This window comes from Qipengyuania sp. NPDC077563 (assembly GCF_044901345.1).
GTDB classification, from domain to species: domain Bacteria; phylum Pseudomonadota; class Alphaproteobacteria; order Sphingomonadales; family Sphingomonadaceae; genus Qipengyuania; species Qipengyuania aestuarii.
In genome coordinates this window covers 1-21066 of the sequence record NZ_JBJDPC010000004.1, presented here as the reverse complement: position 1 = coordinate 21066, position 21066 = coordinate 1, and the positions used below count along the sequence as shown (strand labels likewise).

The 21066-nt window shown below is 59.1% G+C and carries 20 protein-coding genes; 12 read left to right on the top strand and 8 right to left on the bottom strand.

The genetic code is table 11. The features are described from left to right. From ACI2I1_RS14450 to ACI2I1_RS14440, 3 genes are all read left to right on the top strand, one after another. Positions 1 to 282: a hypothetical protein gene (locus tag ACI2I1_RS14450; protein ID WP_404679688.1), complete on the top strand. Its 282-nt coding sequence runs from the start codon at positions 1 to 3 to the stop codon at positions 280 to 282. After that, positions 279 to 770, top strand: coding sequence for a hypothetical protein (locus ACI2I1_RS14445; RefSeq protein ID WP_404679687.1), 492 nt, complete (start codon positions 279 to 281; stop codon positions 768 to 770). The genes ACI2I1_RS14450 and ACI2I1_RS14445 overlap by 4 nt, the downstream gene beginning before the upstream one ends. A 73-nt stretch (positions 771 to 843) precedes the next feature. Next, a complete protein-coding gene (locus tag ACI2I1_RS14440) occupies positions 844 to 1884 on the top strand; it encodes a glycosyltransferase (RefSeq protein WP_404679686.1) in 1041 nt (346 codons plus the stop codon). Here the strand turns inward: ACI2I1_RS14440 and ACI2I1_RS14435 are convergent. Then, positions 1877 to 2764 carry a glycosyltransferase family 2 protein gene (locus ACI2I1_RS14435; protein WP_404679685.1) on the bottom strand — a complete coding sequence of 296 codons (888 nt, stop codon included), beginning with the start codon at positions 2762 to 2764 and terminating at the stop codon, positions 1877 to 1879. The two genes, ACI2I1_RS14440 and ACI2I1_RS14435, sit on opposite strands and share 8 nt — an antisense overlap. Further along, entirely contained in the window at positions 2761 to 4803 is a 2043-nt protein-coding gene (locus ACI2I1_RS14430; RefSeq protein WP_404679684.1) for an HAD-IIB family hydrolase, read from the bottom strand. Before ACI2I1_RS14430 ends, ACI2I1_RS14435 begins: the two co-directional genes overlap by 4 nt. A gap of 105 nt (positions 4804 to 4908) precedes the next feature. Between ACI2I1_RS14430 and ACI2I1_RS14425 the strand changes: the two genes are divergently transcribed. Next, positions 4909 to 5964, top strand: a complete 1056-nt coding sequence (locus ACI2I1_RS14425; protein WP_345719315.1) for a glycosyltransferase family 4 protein — start codon at positions 4909 to 4911, stop codon at positions 5962 to 5964. On the opposite strand, the gene ACI2I1_RS14420 is transcribed toward ACI2I1_RS14425, so the two are convergent. Then, the gene (locus tag ACI2I1_RS14420; protein ID WP_221542245.1) at positions 5901 to 6665 is read right to left on the bottom strand and encodes a Crp/Fnr family transcriptional regulator; all 765 of its coding nucleotides are present in this window, start codon (positions 6663 to 6665) and stop codon (positions 5901 to 5903) included. The genes ACI2I1_RS14425 and ACI2I1_RS14420 overlap by 64 nt on opposite strands. A gap of 295 nt (positions 6666 to 6960) precedes the next feature. Here ACI2I1_RS14420 and ACI2I1_RS14415 point away from each other — a divergent pair, with 295 nt between their 5' ends. Then, on the top strand, positions 6961 to 8442 hold the full coding sequence (locus ACI2I1_RS14415; protein ID WP_404679683.1) for a hypothetical protein: 1482 nt from the start codon (positions 6961 to 6963) through the stop codon (positions 8440 to 8442). 41 nt (positions 8443 to 8483) lie between these two features. Beyond that, positions 8484 to 10121 (top strand): helicase-related protein, encoded by a 1638-nt coding sequence (locus ACI2I1_RS14410; protein ID WP_404679848.1) that lies wholly within the window; start codon positions 8484 to 8486, stop codon positions 10119 to 10121. Positions 10122 to 10180: 59 nt separating this feature from the next. Here ACI2I1_RS14410 and ACI2I1_RS14405 read toward each other — a convergent pair whose 3' ends face one another. Further along, a complete protein-coding gene (locus ACI2I1_RS14405; RefSeq protein WP_404679682.1) occupies positions 10181 to 10888 on the bottom strand; it encodes a helix-turn-helix transcriptional regulator in 708 nt (235 codons plus the stop codon). A gap of 72 nt (positions 10889 to 10960) precedes the next feature. Here ACI2I1_RS14405 and ACI2I1_RS14400 point away from each other — a divergent pair, with 72 nt between their 5' ends. Further along, the gene (locus ACI2I1_RS14400; RefSeq protein ID WP_404679681.1) at positions 10961 to 11524 is read left to right on the top strand and encodes a glutathione S-transferase family protein; all 564 of its coding nucleotides are present in this window, start codon (positions 10961 to 10963) and stop codon (positions 11522 to 11524) included. 251 nt (positions 11525 to 11775) lie between these two features. On the opposite strand, the gene ACI2I1_RS14395 is transcribed toward ACI2I1_RS14400, so the two are convergent. After that, positions 11776 to 12150: a YidH family protein gene (locus ACI2I1_RS14395; protein ID WP_404679680.1), complete on the bottom strand. Its 375-nt coding sequence runs from the start codon at positions 12148 to 12150 to the stop codon at positions 11776 to 11778. 277 nt (positions 12151 to 12427) lie between these two features. Here ACI2I1_RS14395 and ACI2I1_RS14390 point away from each other — a divergent pair, with 277 nt between their 5' ends. Genes ACI2I1_RS14390 through ACI2I1_RS14370 form a run of 5 tightly spaced genes read left to right on the top strand, consistent with a single transcriptional unit; the run spans position 12428 to position 18472 of the window. After that, positions 12428 to 14521, top strand: a complete 2094-nt coding sequence (locus ACI2I1_RS14390; RefSeq protein WP_404679679.1) for a catalase — start codon at positions 12428 to 12430, stop codon at positions 14519 to 14521. Positions 14522 to 14538: 17 nt separating this feature from the next. Next, on the top strand, positions 14539 to 15195 hold the full coding sequence (locus ACI2I1_RS14385; protein ID WP_404679678.1) for an SRPBCC family protein: 657 nt from the start codon (positions 14539 to 14541) through the stop codon (positions 15193 to 15195). Beyond that, the gene (locus ACI2I1_RS14380; RefSeq protein WP_404679677.1) at positions 15195 to 16388 is read left to right on the top strand and encodes a zinc-dependent alcohol dehydrogenase; all 1194 of its coding nucleotides are present in this window, start codon (positions 15195 to 15197) and stop codon (positions 16386 to 16388) included. Before ACI2I1_RS14385 ends, ACI2I1_RS14380 begins: the two co-directional genes overlap by 1 nt. Further along, positions 16385 to 17173, top strand: a complete 789-nt coding sequence (locus ACI2I1_RS14375) for an SDR family NAD(P)-dependent oxidoreductase (RefSeq protein ID WP_404679676.1) — start codon at positions 16385 to 16387, stop codon at positions 17171 to 17173. The genes ACI2I1_RS14380 and ACI2I1_RS14375 overlap by 4 nt, the downstream gene beginning before the upstream one ends. A gap of 48 nt (positions 17174 to 17221) precedes the next feature. Beyond that, positions 17222 to 18472 (top strand): DUF389 domain-containing protein, encoded by a 1251-nt coding sequence (locus ACI2I1_RS14370; protein WP_404679675.1) that lies wholly within the window; start codon positions 17222 to 17224, stop codon positions 18470 to 18472. A gap of 497 nt (positions 18473 to 18969) precedes the next feature. Here the strand turns inward: ACI2I1_RS14370 and ACI2I1_RS14365 are convergent, their stop codons facing one another. From ACI2I1_RS14365 to ACI2I1_RS14355, 3 genes are read right to left on the bottom strand one after another with little or no spacing between them, the layout of a single operon-like run. Then, entirely contained in the window at positions 18970 to 19914 is a 945-nt protein-coding gene (locus ACI2I1_RS14365) for a cation diffusion facilitator family transporter (RefSeq protein WP_404679674.1), read from the bottom strand. After that, the gene (locus tag ACI2I1_RS14360; RefSeq protein ID WP_404679673.1) at positions 19911 to 20549 is read right to left on the bottom strand and encodes a cation diffusion facilitator family transporter; all 639 of its coding nucleotides are present in this window, start codon (positions 20547 to 20549) and stop codon (positions 19911 to 19913) included. Before ACI2I1_RS14360 ends, ACI2I1_RS14365 begins: the two co-directional genes overlap by 4 nt. Beyond that, entirely contained in the window at positions 20546 to 20917 is a 372-nt protein-coding gene (locus tag ACI2I1_RS14355; protein ID WP_404679672.1) for an STAS/SEC14 domain-containing protein, read from the bottom strand. Before ACI2I1_RS14355 ends, ACI2I1_RS14360 begins: the two co-directional genes overlap by 4 nt. Positions 20918 to 21066: the final 149 nt, after the last annotated feature.

The following is a 21066-nucleotide window of genomic DNA, read 5'->3' as shown; positions in this document are numbered from 1 at the left end:
ATGCTCGATATTCTCGAATGGTACGGCGCGATTGCGGCCGTCATTGCTGCCTTGATCGTCGCATCGAATGTGAGCAAACGTGTTACGGGATGGGCCTTTGTTCTGTTCGTTTCATCGTCGCTCGCACTCACGGCATGGGGCTTCTTGAGCGAAGATGCCCAGGGAATTGGTTGGCAGAACATTGCGTTGCTGCTGATCAACCTATGGGGTGTTTATCGCTACCTCGGCCCAAGGAAACACCCCCGCCGAGGGACTGACGCAAAGAGCGGGGACGTAGCATGAAAAGAATTGCGACGACCCTTGGACCAGCAATCGGAATTCTTCTGGTGGGATTGGCTGGCCATTTCGCGTCCGGCGCCATTTATTCCTCATTGGAAGCTCGGAAGATGATCTCCGCGTTATCCAGCCCAGCGCTTTATCTCGGAAGTGCGATCGCTTCGAGCGCTGCTACAACGCTTGCTCTCATGCTGACCCTGCTGGGGCTGGTGCGCCGTGCTAACGCCGAATTCGATCCTCTGATGTACAGGCAGATTTACCGGATCGCTGCTCTTTCGACGGTGCTTCTGGCCGGGGCTGTCGTGATGCTGCTGCTGATGACAATGCCGATTGGCGAATTCGAGGATGTTCCGGCTCGTTGGTTTCCGATGCTCTACAAAGTGCTGTACTGGATAGTCGTGATCCTTAGCGCCGGTTTGGTGGCGATGGTCTCGATGCTGTTTGGTACTGTGCGTTCGCTGATCGCCAAGCTCACCCCGCATGACGATGTCTGACGGAGTTCTACCTTTGCTCAAGCCTATCGTATTCTTCGCACACCATCAGGGTCGCGGTCATGCAAATCGGATAATGGCAATTCTCGAGCACTTGCCTGAGGAACGGCCTGTTATCATCATGACCGCCGACCCGGCACAGTTCGACGACCGGCCACGCAAAGCGAGGATGGTCGAACTCCCAAACATGATCGGCGCGCCTTCGCGCAGCCCGGCGCTGCACGATCAGCCGACGCCCGAAACGATGCACTGCGTCCCGCTTGGCGTGGAAGAAATGCGCCGCCACATGGGGGTGATTGCGCAGACCCTGTGCGAGCATGACCCCGCATTATTCGTCATCGACGTTTCGGCAGAAATCGCGATGTTGTCCAGAATCATGAGCGTGCCAGCGGTTACCATCAGGATGCACGGGGACCGAGACGACAAGGGCCATGTTGCTGGTTACGAAGCCTGTGTGGGGATGCTCGCTCCGTTCGACGAGCGGATCGAGCAGGCGAATTACACCCACCGCCTACGCGAACGGACGTTCTATACCGGTGGCCTTTGCACGACGAAGGCGCCGCTGCGCGGGCGGCAAGAAGCGCGCGAAAAGCTCGGCTTGCCGGAAGACAGGCGCATCACCTTGGTGATTGCGGGCGGCGGTGGCTCCGGCACGCCTTACGCGCCGCTGACCGTAGCCGCGAGGGCCGAGCCGGATACGCAGTGGCTAATCGCTGGTCCCGTTCACCGCGAAGGGCACGAAACCGATTTCGGCAATTTGCGCGAATTAGGGTGGATCGACAATTTAACGGACTATCTTTGCGCCGCTGACCGCGTGATTGCGTCGGCGGGCGATAACACGGTCCATGAAATCGCGCGCGCAGGAAAGCCGTTTTTATGCATTCCCGAGTGGCGCTATTTCGATGAACAGCAGGCCAAGGCGCGCGAACTGGCGCGGTTGGGAGCGGCAACTTACCGCGAGACTTGGCCAGCCTCCATTCCCGAATGGCAACGCGCGCTCAACGAAACAGACGCGCTCGACACCGCAATCCTCAGTTCACTGCATCAAGATGATGCCGCACTGAAAGCTGCGGAATGGCTGGAGACTCTCGCGACCGACCTTTGGAGGGTTAGCTGAACAACACGTCGTCGCCTTGCCGGGAGGCGGCTATTTCGGCAGTCGTGGGGGATCGCATAATTTCGAGCCGGCCTGCGGTTCGCTTTACCAGACCGCGCCGTTCGAAGTCGTCCAACCAGTAGTCCATGCACCATTTGCCCCACCGGCTATGGTACAGTCGCGCATTGCGCACAATTGCATGGAAGTGCTGCATCGGTGGCTGGTGGACGTGGTGATGCTGATGGAAACAGACGGTGCCGCCGATCCAATACATGTTCGCGCCACTTAGCCTGAGGCGTTGGCCCAGATCGGTTTCTTCAGCGCCGTAGCCGACGTAATCTTCGTCCATGCCACCTGCTGACCGCCAGACGGAGGCTGCCATGATGAACGCCAGACCCCATAATTCGCCGAAATCAGCTATTGGGGCAAAACTGGTATCGTTTAGCGGGCGCTTGCTGGGGTGGCGAACACCCCTCGCTGCCAGAAGATTGTAATCCGGCGCCCCGTTTTTCTTACGCCAGCCCTCCGAGTTCCCGGGAAGATATCGCACTTCAGGAAGGAATACGCCCTGTGGGTCGAAAGCATGCCCTTCTGCTGCCCGGCGGACAAAGTCCGGGTCGGGAATGCAGTCGACATCGAGGAATGCCAGTACATTGCCATCCGCCATATTCGCAGCTCGATTACGCGCTGCCGCGAGCGGCATCGGCTCGCCTTCCACCCGCACATACCGAACCGGAAAGGCGCCCTTCGTTTCGATATTGGGCGCGTCATCCTGCATATAAGCGACAACAAGTTCGTCCGGCGGAAACCGCTGCGCGTCCAGACCGGCCACCAAATGGTCCAAGTGCTGCTGGCGCCCGCGTACTAACGTCAGCACCGAAACGGATCGATAGGTGCTCACCAGCTGCCCTGTGCCTGATAGTGACGCACACCCTCAAGCACGCCTGCGGCGAAATGGCCCTTTGCCAGATAGGCGTGGGATAGTGACGGTTCCTGCGCGAGGCCGTCGCTTGAATTGCCAACCAGGATCGGGAAGGGGCAGGCCCGCAACATCGTCAGATCGTTCCCACTGTCTCCGGCAACCACCACCCGCGACTGGGTAAGGTTCAACCGGTCGGCTACATAGGCGACGGCGTGCCCCTTACTCGAGCCCTCGGCCAAGATATCGAGATATCGTCCGTGACTCGCTACGATCTCAACCGCTATTCCGGCAGTTCGAAAAGCACGCTCGATTGCTTGCGGATCACGTCCGTCCAGGAAGTAGCTTGCCTTTCCGGGATGCTGTTCCAGCAAGGCCTGTGGCCGCAATTCCAAATCCCGCGCAAGGGCCCGCACCTGTTCATCCCTCCAGCTGCTTTCGGTCTGTCGACGCCAGTCGCAATCCTCGCGAAACTGTCGGGCTTCACGGTCATACCAATGTATACGCGTACCGACGCTGCTGATGATGACATCGGGCGTCGGCACACCTTCTGATGCCAGGATAGCTTGCGCACTGTGAAAACTGCGACCCGTGGCAATGCCGAGCGCAATTGTGCCTGCATTGTCAGCCTGCCAGTGGAGAAACTCGTGCAAGGCGTCGCGATCGCCCAGCAGCGTATTGTCGATGTCGCAGCACAGGATGCGCTCCCACCGGGGCATTGGCGCGCTTGGTTCGATAAGCTCGGCAATGAGGTGGTGGTAAAGATCATGGTGCGCTTCCCAGTCATAGGCGCTGACAGCGTCGAGCCCGGCTGAGGCATAGCGGATCCATTTTCGCTTATCCGTCACGATTCCGAGGCAGGCGTCGGCGATTGCGGCCGGATCGCGTGGACAAACAAGCTCGCCGTTACGGCACCGTTCGATTATGTCGTTCGGGCCCCCGCTATCGGTTGCGACCACCGGAAGCCGGGACGCGGCTGCTTCCAACAATGTAAGACCGAAAGGCTCGTTGAGCGCCGGGTTAACGAAGACGCCGCCACTTTCGCGCGCCAAAGCGTAATAAGCAGGAATGTCTGTCTGTTCGTGGTTCTTGGGATAAGCGACTTTACCATACAGATCGAAGCGGTCCACGGCCTCGATCAGCTCCTGCATGACCTCGCGGCATTCTTGCTCCAAATCGCCGATAAGTGATCGGCAACCAGCCACGATCACCAGATTAGCGGTTTCGCGAAGCTCTTTGTCGGCACCAAAGGCCTCGATCAATGCCAGCAGGTTTTTCTTTCGCACCGGTCGAGCGATAGCGAGAAGCATGGGCTTGGCGGGATGGCGCAGGAAATGGTCGAGATCTGCCCGCACCTTCTCGCTTGGAACGGCGGATTGGAAGCGGGTCAGATCGCAGCCGGGAGGGATAACCCGGATGCGTCCCGCCTCGATAGTATCGTAATGCGCATATTGTGCCTCGGCCTCGTCGCGCGAGCTTGCAATGACAGCGTCGGCCAGCTCCAGCGCTTGTGATTCTATTTTGATCCGCTGCCGAAGTGATGCATCAGCGCCTCCGTTGACCTCGCGTTTCACCGCTCCAAGAGAGTGGCCCGTGAAAATATACGGTATTCCGCGCTGCTCCTTCGCGTGGCGCGCGAGGACACCCGCATCGGCATAATGCGCGTGAATGATGTCCGGGACACTGCCCGTTTCATCCAGATATCTAAGAAAGGCAGCGCATAGTGCGTCATGGCGTTCGTGCAGACGCTCCTTGGGAAGATAATCAGGATCGTGATCGTCCAGACGGATAAGACGTATTTTCCCGCGGCTCTCCGCGCATTGCGCTTCGAACCGCCTACCCAGCTGGGCGTCTGTGAAGCCGCGCGTGACGATATCAATGCGGTCGATGGACGGATCGCGTGCGCTCGCGCAGGCCAGCTCCAAGAGGTAAGTAATGTGCCCCCCGGTGTCGGCGTTGATCCCGTAGGGGACATCCGACAATGTGAGGCAGCCCTGCAGGGCGATATGACAGACAAACATCGACGAACTCCAGGTATGTTATTACCGAGTGGTTCGAAGCCTCCCAAGTTCCTGGCAAACAGGGTGATAAATGTTGTCTAAGTGCGAATAGCCCACGTCGCTCCCGTGATACATCCGGTCCCGCCGCAAACCTATGGCGGAACGGAGCGCGTCATCGCTGACCTCGCCGATGCTCAGGTTGCGCAAGGGCATGACGTAACGGTGTTTTGTCCCGCGGACTCTGCATTGGATGGCCTGACTAAAGTCGGAGATTACCATTCGCTGAGCTGGCATGAACGACATGCCAGCAATGTTCCGGCGGGTTTGCCAGCGGTGCTCGAAGCGCAGCTACTCAGAGATCTGCTGGAGCATGGCGGCGATCACGACGTGCTACACCTGCATGGGTCGGCCCATGCGAGTGCGATCGCCGGAAAACTTGGCCTTCCGGTCTTCCGCACGATCCATTGGCGTGCGGACGAGCTTGACCATCATGAGCACTTCCGGGCCTTCCCCGATGAACGCATTATCGCCATTTCGCATTCGCAAGCGAAGTCTGTGCCATCGGCCAGTCTCGCCGGTGTGGCGCATCACGGCATGCCCTCATCCCGCTACCGGCTTGGCGATGGCCGGGGCGGCTATCTTGCATTTCTGGGCCGCATGACCGACCAGAAGCGGCCCGACCGCGCAATCGAACTGGCCCGTTCCAGTGGCCGAGTGCTGAAACTTGCCGGGCCGATCGATCCTGGCAATCCCGCTTATTTCGAAACAGTGGTCAGACCGAAGCTGGACGATGCCACCCATCATCTTGGCAATGTCAACGACGAACAGAAGCAGGACCTTCTGGGCAATGCCGGGGCCTTGATTTTCCCGATCGATTGGCCCGAACCCTTCGGCTTGGTGATGATCGAAGCGATGGCTTGCGGAACACCTGTCATCGCCTGGCGCGAGGGTAGCGTAGCCGAAGTGGTGGAAGATGGGCTGACCGGCATTGTGGTCGGCAGTCTCAAAGAAGCGACCGAGCGTTTGGATGAAGTGTTTACCCTTGATCGGCAGCGTATCCGCGACAGGTTCGAAGAGCGTTTTTCAAGCGCGCGGATGGCCCGACAAATTCTGGATATTTACCGCGCCGCCCCGCCGTCGCGATCTTCGAAGGAATCGAGCGCGAGATCGCCTTCTCCATAAAGGTAATCTCCGCGAAACTCGCCCAAGCGCTTCAGCTCTGCCTCATTAAGTATTTCGATCCGGCCGTCACCGCCAAGTTCCAAAATACCGCGATCCTTCAGATTGCGGAAACTCCGATTGGCATGAACTGGGGTTATGCCGCAGGCCTCGGCATAGTCGCGCTGCAGCAATTGGACGGGCAGATTGTGGCCGTCGTAAAGACCCACGAATTTATGCCTTTCGACGATTTCGCAGATCAAATGGGCAATTCGGCCCTCGGCATTTAGCCTTCCGAGCCGGAAGATCCACTCGCGGTGCATGGCAGCATCGAGTAGAGTGGAAAACCAGAGTGCGCGTGCAAGATGCCCCGACCTGTCAACCAGTTCGGCGATGGCGGAATGCGGTACCTCTGCCAGATGCACATGGCCAAGGGCCGCCGTGCTATGATCCAGCCGTTTCATCGGAAAACCGTGGAGGTCCACGAAATCGCCCGGAAAATTGAGGCCGACTAGCTGTCTTTCCCCATTTCGGTCATCAAGATGGCGAAGAACTGTGCCTTCAATGATGTAATAGGAATGCTCGACCCGCGTGCCGCGTTCGACCAGAGTTTCTCGCGGTTTCAGCCGGATGGTGCGCTTGATTGCTTCTTCGAGCCAGACCTTTTCTCGTGTGCCCAATTCGTGGCGGAGTCGACCTTGCAGGAAAAGCTTCGTGTGCAACATTTAATTCCTGTAACTTTTGGAGCGTGATCGTGCGGCTAACCGAGGCGGTTAAGGGTGTCAAAGCGCTATTCTGCCCAGCCCGCGACATAAGTCGAGAGGCAAAAGCGGTGGACCCGGGAGCCGTACGATACGGGCGAGTGCCGCTCTTACCTAGATACCCGCAAACGCCACTTGGCGCGAATAAATCGCACATTCTTTCTGTCCAACCCAACGAGACGCGCAACGAATAGTCGCATCCGGTCGTTGTTGGCGAGCCGGAAACTTTTCGGCAGTCATTAAGAACAGGAAAAACAGCGTGCACAAGCCACTTGATGCGCAAAAGGGCCTCGAAATAGATGGGGTCGGCGCCAAGGTTTTACGGGTGCTTGGCGTGATAGACGGCCAAACCGTGCTTTATCTTGCTGATGATGAAACCGAGGCAGAAGGACTGGCGCTCGTCCTTGAGCGACTGCTTCCGGATGCACCGGTCATCCACCTTCCGGCCAGTGACACTTTGCCCGGCGAGGATGCCCCTGCCTCGCCCTCTAACATTGGTCGCCGCGTTACTGCGTTGCGCCGACTGCGGGCGCTCTCGGTGGACCCAAGGTCTTCAGGTCCGATTGTGGTGAGCAGCGGCGAGGCAGCTGCGCGACGCTACGCTTGTCCGGAAGCTTTCGATGCCGAGCCCCCGGTAGTCCGCGTAGGCGATAGCATCGATGTGGACGCCTTCCTCGCCGAGGCGGTCACAAACGGTTATTTCGCCGACGATCGTATCGACGAGCCAGGCGAGATAGCCGTGCGCGGCGAAGTAATCGACCTGTACCCTGCCGATGCAGGCGGGCCGGTGCGCATCGATATTGTGGACAGCCATATCGGTGCAATCCACCATTTCGATCCGGTCACGCAGCGCCGCGGTCAAGCTTGCGATGCAATAGAGATTGGCCGCGCCGCAGAGCCCGAAGAGGCATTGGAGGCGACTATGCTTACCCACCTTTCTACAGGAACCGTGTTGCTGTCCCGCCGCGCCGAGAAGCGGCGCAAGCGGTTCGTGCAATTGGCTGAGCGGACGGCCCAAGAGATGAAGACCGAGGTCGACGCCGTTTCGGACGAGCGCTGGGCAGCAGCGCTCGAGGATTGGCGAACCGAAAGTGATCTGGACGAAGCGGGTGGCAACGCCATCGCATCGGTACCGCGCTTCGCGGAGAAAAAATCGATAGCCCGGGCGTTTACCCGTTTTCTCGCCGCCGAACGGGAAAAAGGGCGCGCCATCGCTTTGATCGGAAGTGAACGCGACTTGCGTTTCCTGCGTATCCGGCTGCAAGGAGCCCTGTCTGGCGCTTGCGAGATCGGCGACATTCGCGAATTGGAAGAGCGGGACGCAGGGGACGTCGTGACCATCAGTGCGCCGCTAGACCGGGGAGCCTGTGATGGGCAGATGACCCTGATTGCTGCCGCGGATATTTTAGGTACGCGCGCCCTGATCCAAGATAATTCCAATCCGGTGCAACCTGTGGGGCTTGGCGGTGCAGAAATACGCATCGGCGATCTCGTCGTTCACGAAAGCCATGGTTTCGCCAAGGTGCTGGGCCTTGAACCGGCTCCCGATGGAGATGGCGAGGTTATCGCTCTGGAATATGCGATGAGGACCGACGCCTCGTGCCAGTGCGCGACGCCGGATTGCTGTGGCGCTACGGCGGCGACAGTGACAGCGTCACGCTCGACAAGCTTGAAGGCAAAAGCTGGAACAAGCGCCGCGCGGAGATCGACAAAGCGATTGCCGAGACTGCGACTTCCCTGATCGATCTTGCAGAGGAACGCGCAAAGCTTGAGGCGCCGGTGATGGAGCCTGACGGTGCCGCTTACGAGCGCTTTGTCGCCGGCTTTCCCTACAGCGAGACTGCGGATCAGGCGCGAGCAATCCGCGAGGTGCGCGATGATCTGGCGGCCGGCAAACCCATGGAACGCCTTGTCGTCGGGGATGTCGGTTACGGTAAGACCGAGGTCGCATTGCGCGCGGCGGCCATCGCTGCCCTTTCGGGTTATCAAGTTATCGTGGCGGCGCCGACCACTGTGTTGGCGCGCCAGCATCTGGAAGAGTTCACTCGCCGCTTCTCCGATACCGGCGTGAAGGTTGCAGGTTTGTCGCGACTATCGAGTGCTGGCGAGAGGAAGAAGGTCCAGACAGGGTTGGCCGACGGATCGATCGGCGTGGTTGTCGGCACCGCAGCGGTGGTTGGCAAGGCCATTAGTTACGCCAAGCTCGGTCTGGTTGTAATTGACGAGGAACAACGCTTCGGTGCGGCGGACAAGGCGAAGCTGCGCGGTCACAAGGGCATCCACCTGCTTGTGATGAGCGCAACACCGATACCGCGCACGCTGCACCGCGCCATGATCGGCCTGCAACAGGTTTCCGTCATCGCAACCCCGCCTGCCCGTCGGCAACCTATCCGCACCACGGTGAGCGAAGTCGACGATACAGCGATACGCCTCGCGCTGCGCCGCGAAAAGGCCCGCCGGGGGCAGAGCTTCGTGGTCGTGCCGCGTATTGCCGATCTCGCCGATATGCGGACGATGCTCGAACGCCTAGTGCCTGACCTCACGCTGATCGAAGCGCATGGAAAAATGCCGGGCGCTGCACTCGACGAGGCCATGATCGACTTCTCAGGCGGAAAGGGCGATATCCTGCTTGCAACCAACATCATTGAAACCGGGCTCGACGTTCCGCGCGCGAATACGATGATCATCTGGCGCTCGGACCGCTTTGGCTTGGCTCAGCTGCATCAGTTGCGAGGGCGCGTGGGCCGCGGGCGGCGGCGTGGCCAGGTCATCCTTGCGACCGAGGGTGATGAGATCGGTGAAGCAACGGAGAAACGTCTGCGCACACTTGCCACCTTCGACCAGCTCGGCTCGGGGTTTGCCATTGCTGGAGCGGATCTCGATCAGCGCGGAGGCGGCGACGTTCTGAGCAATGCGCAGTCCGGGCATATGAAGCTGATCGGCGTCGAACTTTACCAGCACCTGCTCGAAGGGGCGCTTCGCAGCGCGCAGGGCGAGGAGCAACGCCAGTGGCAGCCCGATATCCGCACTGGCGAGGTCGGCGGTTTCCCGCCAGAATGGATCCCGGAAGAGGAAGTTCGTCTCAATCTCTACGTCCGTCTCGCGCGGCTTCGGGATCGTACGGAACTCGAAGCGTTTGAAGACGAATTGCTTGATCGGTTCGGACCGCTGCCCGAGCCCGCTTCAGCGCTTGTCGATCGCGCGCGCCTGACGATGCTGGCATTCGAAATGGATATTCGCGCTATTAATGCTGGTCCGGCTGCGATCGCGCTCACACCTGCCGATGAAAAATCACCTGCGTTTCACGCTGAAGGGCTAGTTCTGAGCGACGGACGCTGGCTGGCCAAGGATGACGCACCCTACGCCAATCCGACAAAGGCCGCAGTGACGGTGTTAGAAGCTCTCGCCGAAAGCGGCTAGTATTAGGCTGGAAGTCTCCTCTTCCAGAGCCATTCAGTTCTCTTCGGATCGAAGAGTTTCTATGCCGCCTCCTCCGCTTCCCATTCCGCCATACGCAGGGCAACGTACCGTCTGAGTAGCTCGACCCGGCGTGGACGGAAGCTCGTGGCTCCCTTGGCGAGGGCGGTCATGCGAGCGACTTCGAAAGTGCGATAATCCTCGCGCAACAAACACCAGCCTACGATCATGAGCGTGGTCGGACTATAGGACAGCCCGAGCGGCAGAATTTCCCGCTCGGTTAGGCGGTTCTGCTTGTCGCGATAAACGAAATGAACGCTCACTTCGTCCCAACAGGCCTCGCGTAACAGCTCTATGTCGATGGTTATGTCGGGTCGCTCTACGGTGGGTCGCCACGATCTCATGATGGCGTGCATGGATTGACGTGACTGGCGGTCGGGCAGGCTGGCGATGATCCGGGCCAGCGCATCCTTTCCCGCTCTGGTAAGCCGCTCGTCACCCAACTGATCGAGACTTCCCACCGCAAGCATGAGCGCTTCGGTTTCGAGGCGGGAGAAGCTTTGGGGGGGCAGTGCGGGGTCTTCCGTCAGCGTGTAGCCATATCCAGCAGCGCCATCGATCAGCACACCGCCAGCGCGCAAGGTGGCGATATCGCGGTAGAGTTGACGTGTCGAAATCTCGGTCTCGGCTGCCAACCGGTCGGCGGTGACGGGAGCGGGTAATCGCCTGAGCGCGGCGAGCAAGCGCATCAGCCTGTCCTGTCTGGCCATACCTGTTCCTGCCTCAATCTGTCAGGAGGCAGAGCCTATCCCTTCGTCTCCATCAACGAAAGGAGTATTCCGATGACCACCCTCTATCATTCCCCTCAATCGCGGTCCGACACCGTCGTAGATCTCGTCCGCCTGCTCGGCGCCAACATCGAAATTCGCGAAGTGACGATCGCGCGGCAGGACGGCACCGGAGGCCCCGATCCAGATAATCCGCATCCGGAGAAGAAGGTGCCCTATCTCGTCGATGGGAGCGAGCACATTCGCGAGCGCGGGGCGATTGTGCTGTATCTCACCGATGCCTACCCCGCAGCGAAACTGGGGCCGACCGTCGGCGAAGAGGGGCGCGGTAGCTATCTGTCGTGGCTGGCATGGTATCAGGGCGTGATGGAACCGCTGCTGATCCTGAAATGGGCCGGCGTATCGCATCCCGCCATCGAGTCTGGCCTGCGTGACGAGGCCACCATGCTGGAGCGTCTGGCCGAGCCGCTCCGCTCAGGACCTTGGCTTCTAGGGGAGCGGTTCAGTGCGGCGGATATGCTCTGTTCGTCGCCGTTCCAATGGTTCAAGGAATTGCTGCCAGCCGATCCCACCATCCGTGACTGGGCTGAGCGATGTGCTGCGCGCGTAACGCGGTAGCGGCTCTCAGGTAAAAGAACGCAACTTCTTTCAAACATACGGCAAGGGTGGCCAGGCTTGAATCTTGTGACAGCCTGCCATGCGAGATCGCGCGGATTTCTGGAGGAAGTTCAAGCGCTGCCTTTGTCGATGTTGAAAACATCCCCGCGTCTTAAATTACTGAGCGCAGCCGCCTCGAAGCGCCGTGTAAGCGCTGCTTTCCAGTTTGTGTGCAACTTGGATTGCTTCGGCGGCTGAATTTCCAGTCAGCGCTAAATTAAGAACCAGATGCCGAAGAGCAAAACCAAAGAGCCGAACCCCATCAGGGAAGCGACCAAACGCAAATTAATTCGCTTGAGAGGTTGGACCGAGTGAGCATCCAATCTTTTGAGCACGCTGCAGGAACTTCGTTCGGCGAGATAGAAGACAACCATACCGGACAATATGAAGCAGGTAGCTATTACTCTGGGAAGCCACGCAGGTTCCATTTTGCCGAACAGAGCATTGAACCCCAGACCGATGCCCACCGCTGCAAGGCCGGTGCGCATCCAGCCGGCGAAAGTTCGTTCGTTGGCTAGGACCGTACGATCTTCCGCGAGATCGGTTCGTTGACCAGCAAGATCATTAGAACTGGCAACGTCATTCATGGGGGAAAGCCTCGATACCGAAGCGACGAACCTATAAGCCACTTAGCAACAAGGCAATTGCCATATGTTAAGTGTGGATCCTGGAAAATTAAACACGAATAGATCAGTGCAGAAAAAATTCCTGCTGGTGATGGACACACTTATTTATTTGAAAAAAGCGGTTAACATATGTTAATTAGTAATAAGATTTGGTGCCAATCAAATTTAATATTTCAAACTGGGCAACTTAATTCAATCGACTTCGTTTGGGAGCCATACCCTTATCGGAGCGTCGCGTATGACCAAAGATTTCGAATTGTCCAAAGGGGGCGCCAACCATCAGAAGCCTCGGGGCGACGACGATGTAATGACGACGGCACAAGGCCATCCGATCGCGGATGATCAGAATTGGCTAACTGCAGGCCCGCGCGGACCGCAGCTGCTCGAAGACCAGATCGCGCGTGAGAAAATCTTTCATTTCGATCATGAGCGTATCCCCGAGCGTGTGGTTCACGCCCGCGGCTATGGTGTGCACGGCCATTTCGAGCTGAAGAAAGCGATCCCGCAGTATTCGCGTGCGCGGATTTTTAATGAAGAGGGCGTCAAGGTGCCCACCTTCACGCGCTTCTCGACGGTGGCGGGCAACAAGGGTTCGCCCGATCTGGCGCGCGACGTGCGCGGGTTCGCTACCAAGTTTTATACGCAGGAGGGCAACTGGGACCTCGTCGGCAACAACATCCCAGTGTTCTTCATTCAGGATGCAATCAAGTTTCCGGATCTGATCCATGCCGCCAAGCCCGCGCCCGATCGCGGCTTCCCGCAGGCGCAGACCGCGCACGACAATTTCTGGGACTTCATCAGCCTTAGCCCCGAAGCGATGAATATGGTCATGTGGATCATGTCCGACCGCACGATCCCGCGCTCGTTCCGGTTCATGGAAGGCTTCGGCGTCCATACCTTCAGGCTGGTGAACGAAAAGGGCGAAAGCCACTTCGTCAAGTTCCATTGGAAGCCCAAGTTAGGCCTCCAGTCGGTGGTCTGGAACGAGGCGCTCAAGGTCAACGGGATGGATCCCGACTTCCATCGCCGCGACATGTGGGATGCGATCGACGCGGGGGACTTCCCGCAGTGGGACCTCGGCATTCAGGTGTTTGACGAGGAATTCGCCGAACAGTTCGAATTCGACGTCCTCGACGCGACCAAGATCATTCCCGAGGAACAAGTCCCGGTGGAGATCATCGGCACACTGACGCTCGACGCGAATGTCGACAATTTCTTCGCCGAGACCGAGCAGGTGGCATTCTGCACGCAGAACCTGGTGCCCGGCATCGACCATTCGGACGATCCGCTGCTGCAGGGGCGCAATTTCAGCTATCTCGACACGCAGTTGAAGCGGCTGGGCGGCCCCAACTTTACGCATCTGCCGATTAACGCGCCCAAGTGCCCGGTGCGCCACTTTCAGCAGGACGGCCATATGGCGATGACCAACCCCAAGGGCCGGGTGAATTACGAGCCCAACAGCTGGGGCGATGGCGACGGTGCCGAGGAGGATCGCGGCCCGCGCGCCTGCCCGATGAAAGGCTTCCAGAGCTATGAGGCTCCGGTCGCAGGCCCCAAGATGCGCGTGCGCAGCGAAACCTTCGCCGATCACTACAGCCAGGCGCGCCAGTTCTACGTCAGCCAGACCCCGGTCGAGCAGACGCACATGGCCAACGCGCTGACCTTCGAGCTTTCCAAGGTTGGCCGCATGAGCATTCGCAAGCGGATGATCGGCCACCTGCGGCACATCGACGAAGGACTTGCGCAGGAGGTAGCCGACGGGATCGGCCTTCCCGAACTGCCCGAGAAGGTACCGGCGGCGCGCGACCCGATCACCGATCTGGCCGAAAGCCCCGCGCTCTCGATCCTCAAGAACGGCCCCGGCAATTTCAAGGGCCGCAAGCTGGGCATCTATATTGCCGAGGGTGGCGATGCAGATGTGGTCAAGGCGCTGAAGGATGCCGCGACCAGCGCAGGCGGCATGGTCGAGATCGTTGCGCCGCACGTGGCCGGCGCCAAGCTTTCCGATGGCAAGATGATGGAAGCCGACGAGAAGATCGATGGCGGTCCTTCGGTGACCTACGATGCGGTGGCCGTCGTGATGAGCGAGGCTTCGGCCAAGCGCTACAACACCGACAAGCCGAGCATCGACTTCGTCAATGACGCCTTCGCCCATGCGAAATTCGTCGCCTACGTCCCCGCGGTCAAACCGCTCTTCGAGACGGCAGGCGTGTGGAACTGGATGGACGACGGGTTCGTCGATGTTTCGACCGGCAAGGACGCGGCCAGCGACTTCATCAAAAAATGCGGCGAGCTGCGCTTCTGGGACCGCGAGAGCGTGAAGCAGGACTGAGTGGGAAGGATACCGATATGAAAAACAATCGAGAAATCGGCATTGCGGGCAGTGTTGCCGCCGCGGGTGTGGCGCTGGGCGCCGTGGCCTTTGGCGCCTTCCTCTCCCGCCGGCATGACGGTGGCAACGAAGATGCGCCGAAAATCGCCCGCCGAAAAAACCAGGGCGAACACACGCTGGTTGGCCGCACAGTTACCATCCGCAAGCCTGCCGCCGAGTTGTATGCCTATTGGCGGGACTTCGGAAACCTGCCCGAGTTCATGGAGAACGTCGAGCAGATCACCAAGCAAGGCGGGACGAAGGGCCGCGCGAACTGGACGATCAAAGCACCCGCCGGGACGACGGTCGATCTGAAAACCGAGATCACGGATGATGTCGAGAACGAGCGGATCGCATGGGCATCCCTTGAAGGCTCGGATATCGAGACCACCGGCGAGGTGACTTTTACGGAAGCTCCCGGCGATCGCGGCACCCGCGTCTCGCTGCGGATCGAATACGACGCACCGGGCGGCGCCATCGGGCGCGGGATTGCCAAGGCCTTCCTGCGCGAACCCGAAGTGCAGGCCCGCCACGATCTCAAGCGTTTCAAGATGCTGATGGAAACGGGCGAGATCGCCACGTCCGCCCATCGCAAGAGCGAAACGCGCAAAGCAAAACAGCAGGAGAACGGATAATGCGTGCACTCACATGGCACGGAACGCACGACGTCCGCGTGGACACAGTGCCCGATCCCGAAATCATCAATCCGCGCGACGCAATCCTCAAGATTACCTCAACGGCGATCTGTGGCTCGGATCTCCATCTGTATGATGGGGTAATTCCAGGCGTGGCACCCGGCGATGTGCTCGGACATGAATTCATGGGCGAGGTCGTGGAGACGGGGAAAGACAGCACTCTGAAGAAGGGCCAGCGCGTAGTGGTACCCTTCACAATCAGCTGCGGCGGCTGCTTCCATTGTCAGATCAAGCAATATTCCGCGTGTGAGAATTCAAACCCTGCCGAAAAGCAGGACATGTCGGCAACGCTCTACGGTCATCCGATGGCTGCGCTGTTCGGCTATTCGCACCTTACGGGAGGCTATTCGGGCGGTCAGGCGGAATACGTCCGCGTGCCGTTCTCAGATGTCGGGCCGATCGTGATCCCCGACCATTTGGAAGACGAGCAGGTGCTGTTTCTGTCCGATATCCTGCCGACCGGCTGGATGGGGGCGGAGAATGCGGATATCCAGCCTGATGACACGGTCGCCGTATGGGGCTGCGGCCCGGTGGGGCTGTTCGCGATCCAATCCGCCATCATCAAGGGCGCGAGCAAGGTGATCGCGATTGATCACTATCCTCACAGGCTGGAACTGGCGAAGCAACTCGGCGCGGAAGTGATCAACTTCAAGACAACCGACGTGCGCGAGGCTTTGATGGAAATGTCAGGGGGGATCGGTGTCGACGCGGTCATAGACGCAGTCGGCATGGAAGCACACGGCTTCGCGGTCGATAACATGCTCGACATGGTGAAGCAGACCATTGGCATCGGGGCAGACCGAGCCGCTGCGCTGAAGCAGGCGATATTGGCAGTGCGTCCTGGCGGACGCGTCTCGATCCCCGGCGTCTATGGCGGCATGACCGACAAGTTTCCGCTCGGCGCGCTTATGGAAAAGGGTCTTCAGGTCAAGTCGGGCCAGACCCACGTGCAGCGTTATACCAAGCCGTTGCTCGAAAAGATCGAGGACGGGACAATCGACACCACTTTCCTGATCTCGCATCGCCTCCCGCTGGAAGATGCCGCTCGCGGTTACAAGAACTTCCGCGAGGAACAGGACAGCTGGACCAAAGTGGTCCTCAAGCCCGAAATGGAAAAGGGAGAAACAGTATGAGCAAGAATCCGACCGCCAAACTTTCGGGCTTCGTAGTGGTGACTGGCGCGTCAAGCGGGATCGGTTTGGAACTGGCTAAACTTGCCGCCAAGGACGGTTGTGATCTCTTGCTGGTGGCAGACCGTGATCTCGCGCCTGCAGAGGCGTCGGCTCGCGAATCCGGGGCAAAGTCCATAGAGACTCTCGAGGTTGATTTGGGAACAGCGGCTGGCATCGACGAGCTGATGGAGAAGATCGGCGATCGTAATGTCGACACGTTGATTGCCAATGCCGGGCACGGGCTCGGCGATGCGTTTCTTCTTCAGCGGTGGGACGATATCGCACATGTGATCGATACCAATATCAAAGGCACCGTCTCCCTGATCCACAAGGTTGGCTCGCGGATGGTGCTTCGGGATAAGGGGCGGATCCTCGTCACTGGGTCGATCGCGGGGGACATGCCCGGCGCGTATCAGCTGGTCTACAACTCGACTAAGGCTTTCGTGAACGACTTCTGCGTGGGTCTCGCGAACGAACTCAAGAATACGCCCATAGTAATATCCTGCCTCATGCCTGGAGTGACCGACACGCAATTCTTCAAGCGCGCAGGAATGGAAACGACGAACGCCGGGCAGATGGAAAACAAGGCAGACCCGGCCAAGGTCGCTCAAGATGGCTACCAGGCGGTGCTCAAGGGCGAAACGCAAGAAGTCAGCGGGTTCCTCAACAAGGTGCAAGACCTTTTTGCTGATATCCTGCCCGGCGAACTGGTGGCCAAGATGCACGAACGCTTGGCTAAGCCCTGAACGAAGAAACAAGTCCTCTTCGGGCCGTGAAAAATCCGGGAAATCAAGATGCGGCAACTCTCGCTGAATGTGCTCGCAACCGAGACTGAGCCAGTTCTTCGAGCTGCTGAAACCAGCGGGCTTACTCTTTTTGCACAGGTGGAAACTCTTGATGAGAGCGAAGAACGGCGGATGCTCATCTTCGAGGCTCCAAATGCTCAAATCGAGGACTTTCTGCGCAGGATCGAAAGCGCGGAAAGCCTGCGGGTGATCTTGGCCCCGCAAGGAATTATCTCGCTGCGCCCGCCAGCTTCCGAACCGGAAAGACAGATGCTCGACATTCAGGCGCGCAGTCCGCTGGAGGTTTTCTTAGGTGCTTTGCAGAGCATAGGCTCTTGGCCTGGCCTCATCGGATATGCGGTAACCGGAGGGGTCATAGTCTGGATCGGGCTTTTCACGGAAAGCGTGTTCTTGTTGGTGGCCGCAATGTTGATCGCGCCTTTCGCCGGCCCGGCCATGACTGCGGCGATAGCGACCGCAAGGGGGGACGGCAAATTACTATGGCGATCCCTGATCCGTTACGTGGTCGCCCTTTTTTCTACCATCCTCACGACCTTTCTACTCAGTCGTATCTTCGATCAGAAAATTGCGACCGGTCTCATGATCGAGACCAGTATGCGATCGTCCGTCTCACTGCTCCTTCCGCTTGCCGCTGGTGTGGCGGGAGCCCTGAACCTGGTTCAGTCCGAACGCAGCAGCCTTGTCAGCGGGGCGGCCACTGGCATGCTCGTAGCAGCGGCGCTGGCGCCCCCCGCCGGGTTGGTCGGCATGGGATTAGCAATAGGACAGATGGATATTGTAATATCCAGTCTTTGGGCGCTCAGCATCCAGATGGTTGGCATAAATATCGCCGGTTTCGTCGTTTTTCGAATTTATGGCATGTCTACTTCTGGCGCGCGATACCCTCGCGGCAAGAGCTGGCTTTCTGCGATCTCGCTGCTGGGCAGCGTAGTCTGTATCGGCGTGCTTATCGCGGTCCAGTTTTCCGGGGCTCCTCAGTTTCAGCAGTCATCGGTAGCCCAGCGAATTTCCGCGGAGGTGCAGAAAGACCTTGAGGCGATGGATGGGGTCACGCCGGTCTCGGTCGAATCCCGATTCACTCGAAACAGGCCCCAGGGGCAAAATCCGGTTTGGATTTCGATCAGGGTCGAAGCATCTCTGTCTGCGGCTGAAGAACGAATACTGAGCGAGCAGCTGGCCGGAGAGATTGAGCGCGATTTTGATGTGCGGGCTCTTGTCGAACTCGCGGCGAGATCCTGAGCTTGCTGCTTTCTAGATTTAAGTGATTTTGAAAGTATCTGCTTACGAGGGTAGGTGTGGCTGGTATCGACGCTAGTCTGAACCAACTACAGCTTTCGAGCGAAAATTGCGACCAACTGAATGACCCGAATTTGGGCGCGATGCAGCCATTTGCCCGCCCATTTAGCCCAAAAGTTCTCCGCAGTCGTCTATGGGGGTGCGCAAAGTCGGTGGTTTTCGCCATTCCTGAAATGTGGTGCCCCATAGAGGACAAAGATGGGCACTCAAATCATTGGACAATTTCACTGCCGAGACCCTGATCCGTCGAGTGGGAAGGTGAATAACGGCAATTGGGCCGACAGCTGTCTGTCCGCTCTTCGGCTCATGACTGCAGATAGCGGACACGGAATGCCTAGCATTGCGCGATGCCAAACGCCTGGAATCTAGCTCGCGCCGGCAGCTTTTCGCTTCTGCGCGGAACGTCCCGCCCATAAGACTCGAGCGCCCCGTCGCGGTCTTCAGACCCTCCCGGAATGCCCAGCTTGGGCTATCAGTCCCTCATCGCAGTTTGTTGCGAGGCAAGCTTCAAGCGTCGTGTGCTCGATGCCAAATCGGGAGGACACGCGCCGCCGCACCGTTCGCTTCAGGTTTTCGAACCGTTCGAGTGACGGGCTGGATGGCACGATATGCACTTCGAGAGCACGGCGGTGCTCCCCCAGGTTCCAGACGTGAAGGTGGTGGATGCTTTCGACGCCGTCGATCGCCTCGAGTTCGTCCATGATTTCTCGCAGTTCAACGTCGTCGGGCACCGCACCCATAAGCAGGCGAACCGTGCGCGGCATTAACGAAAGCCCCTGCCAGATCACATAGGCGGCGATGATGACGGTGATGACCAAATCGGCCACGTAGAGATCGTATAGCAGGATCAGGACCCCTGCGACGATCACACCGACAGAAGCCATGGCATCGGACACATTGTGCAGGAACGCCGCCTTCATGTTGATGCTGTCCCTGGCGCCGCGGTGGGTGATGAAAGCGGTCACCAGATCGATCACCAATGCCACGCCCGCAACGGTGATCACCATCCATCCTTCGATTGGTTGCGGATCGGCGAAGCGGTTGATCGCTTCCACGAGCAGATAGAAGCCGATGATGAGCAGCGTCGTCAGGTTGATGAGCGCAGCGACGACCTCGCCTTGCGCATAACCGAACGTCATCCGTCTGTCGGCGGGACGCCTGCCGATCCTACGGGCGAACCACGCGAGGCCGAGCGAGGCGGCGTCACTGAAGTTGTGAAGGGCGTCGGCAATGAGAGCGAGCGAACCCGAGACTATCCCGCCGACGATCTGAGCGAGCGTGAGCAGGACGTTGATCGCGACCGCGAAGATCAGCTGGCGATCGCTCAGGTTCTCCTCGCCGTGGCTGTGGCCGCCATGACCACCATGTGTGTGTTGATTGCTCATGTCCGGAACTGATCCCCCTTCCGATGCTCGCTTCCTTCCTCGTCATGGATATCCATGTGGGCATCGCGCAGGATCTGGATGCCGCCATAAAGGGCAATGCATGCCACAGCGACGCCTACCACCAGGTCGGGCCAATTAGCGCCGGTAAGCATCACGACGATGCCTGCGATGATGATCCCGCCATTGGCGATGAAATCATTGAAGCTGAAGGTCGTCGCTGCGCGCATGCTGACGTCCTTGTCCTCCGTCCGCTGGAGCATCCGCAGGCAGATAAGGTTCACCACGGCTGCGACTGCCGCCATCGCGAGCATCATAAATCCACCTGGCTCCGAGCCTTCCACGAACCGACGCACGGCATCGGCAATGACACCTGCCGCGAACGCCAAGAGCATGACCCCGGAGAACCGCGCCGCACCACGCTGCCAGATGCGCGAGCGGGCCAGCGCGAGCAGGCTGAGCGCATAGACTATCGCGTCGGACGAGTTGTCGAGCCCGTTCGCCAAGAGCGCGTTCGAGTCCGCGAAGTAGCCGACGACGAAGAACCCGATCGCGATTGCGACGTTCAGCCAGAGCACGATCCACAGCGTCCGTCGCTTCCCGGCCAAACCGAGATCGATATCATGGTCCCCACTCATGCGGTGTCCTCCCCGGATCGGGCCCAGTTCTCGGCAACCTGGCGCTGGGAGGGCTCGAAAAACTTCATTTCGGCGCGGAAGAGCGGATCGGAGAGCCTGGTGCCCCATTCCTCCCATTTCGCATCGCCGACGATGGCAATCCTGCCAAAGCTGTCCGGATGATGCGCGTCGAACTTGAGGTCGCGCCATAGTCCAGGCAGATCCCAGCCTGCAAAATCGGGCGCAAGTTCGATTACCATCGGCAGCTTGCCGGGCTTTCGCCCGACAAGCTGTTCGAACCGAGGCACGAAGTCATCGTAGTCCGAGCTTTCGAGTTGGCCACTCGCGCGTATCCACAGTAGCCCGTTCTCTTCGTCTATCTTCAACATCGTATTCTCCTTTCCCGGACCATCATGCGATGTCCGTCAGTTCGCGCTGCTCGTCGCTGGTCACGTTTCGACGCAGGCGATCCCACCACTTCTCGCGCCAGCTGCGCTCATCGTCCGATCGATTGAGCACGAGCCGCGCGATCGCGGGC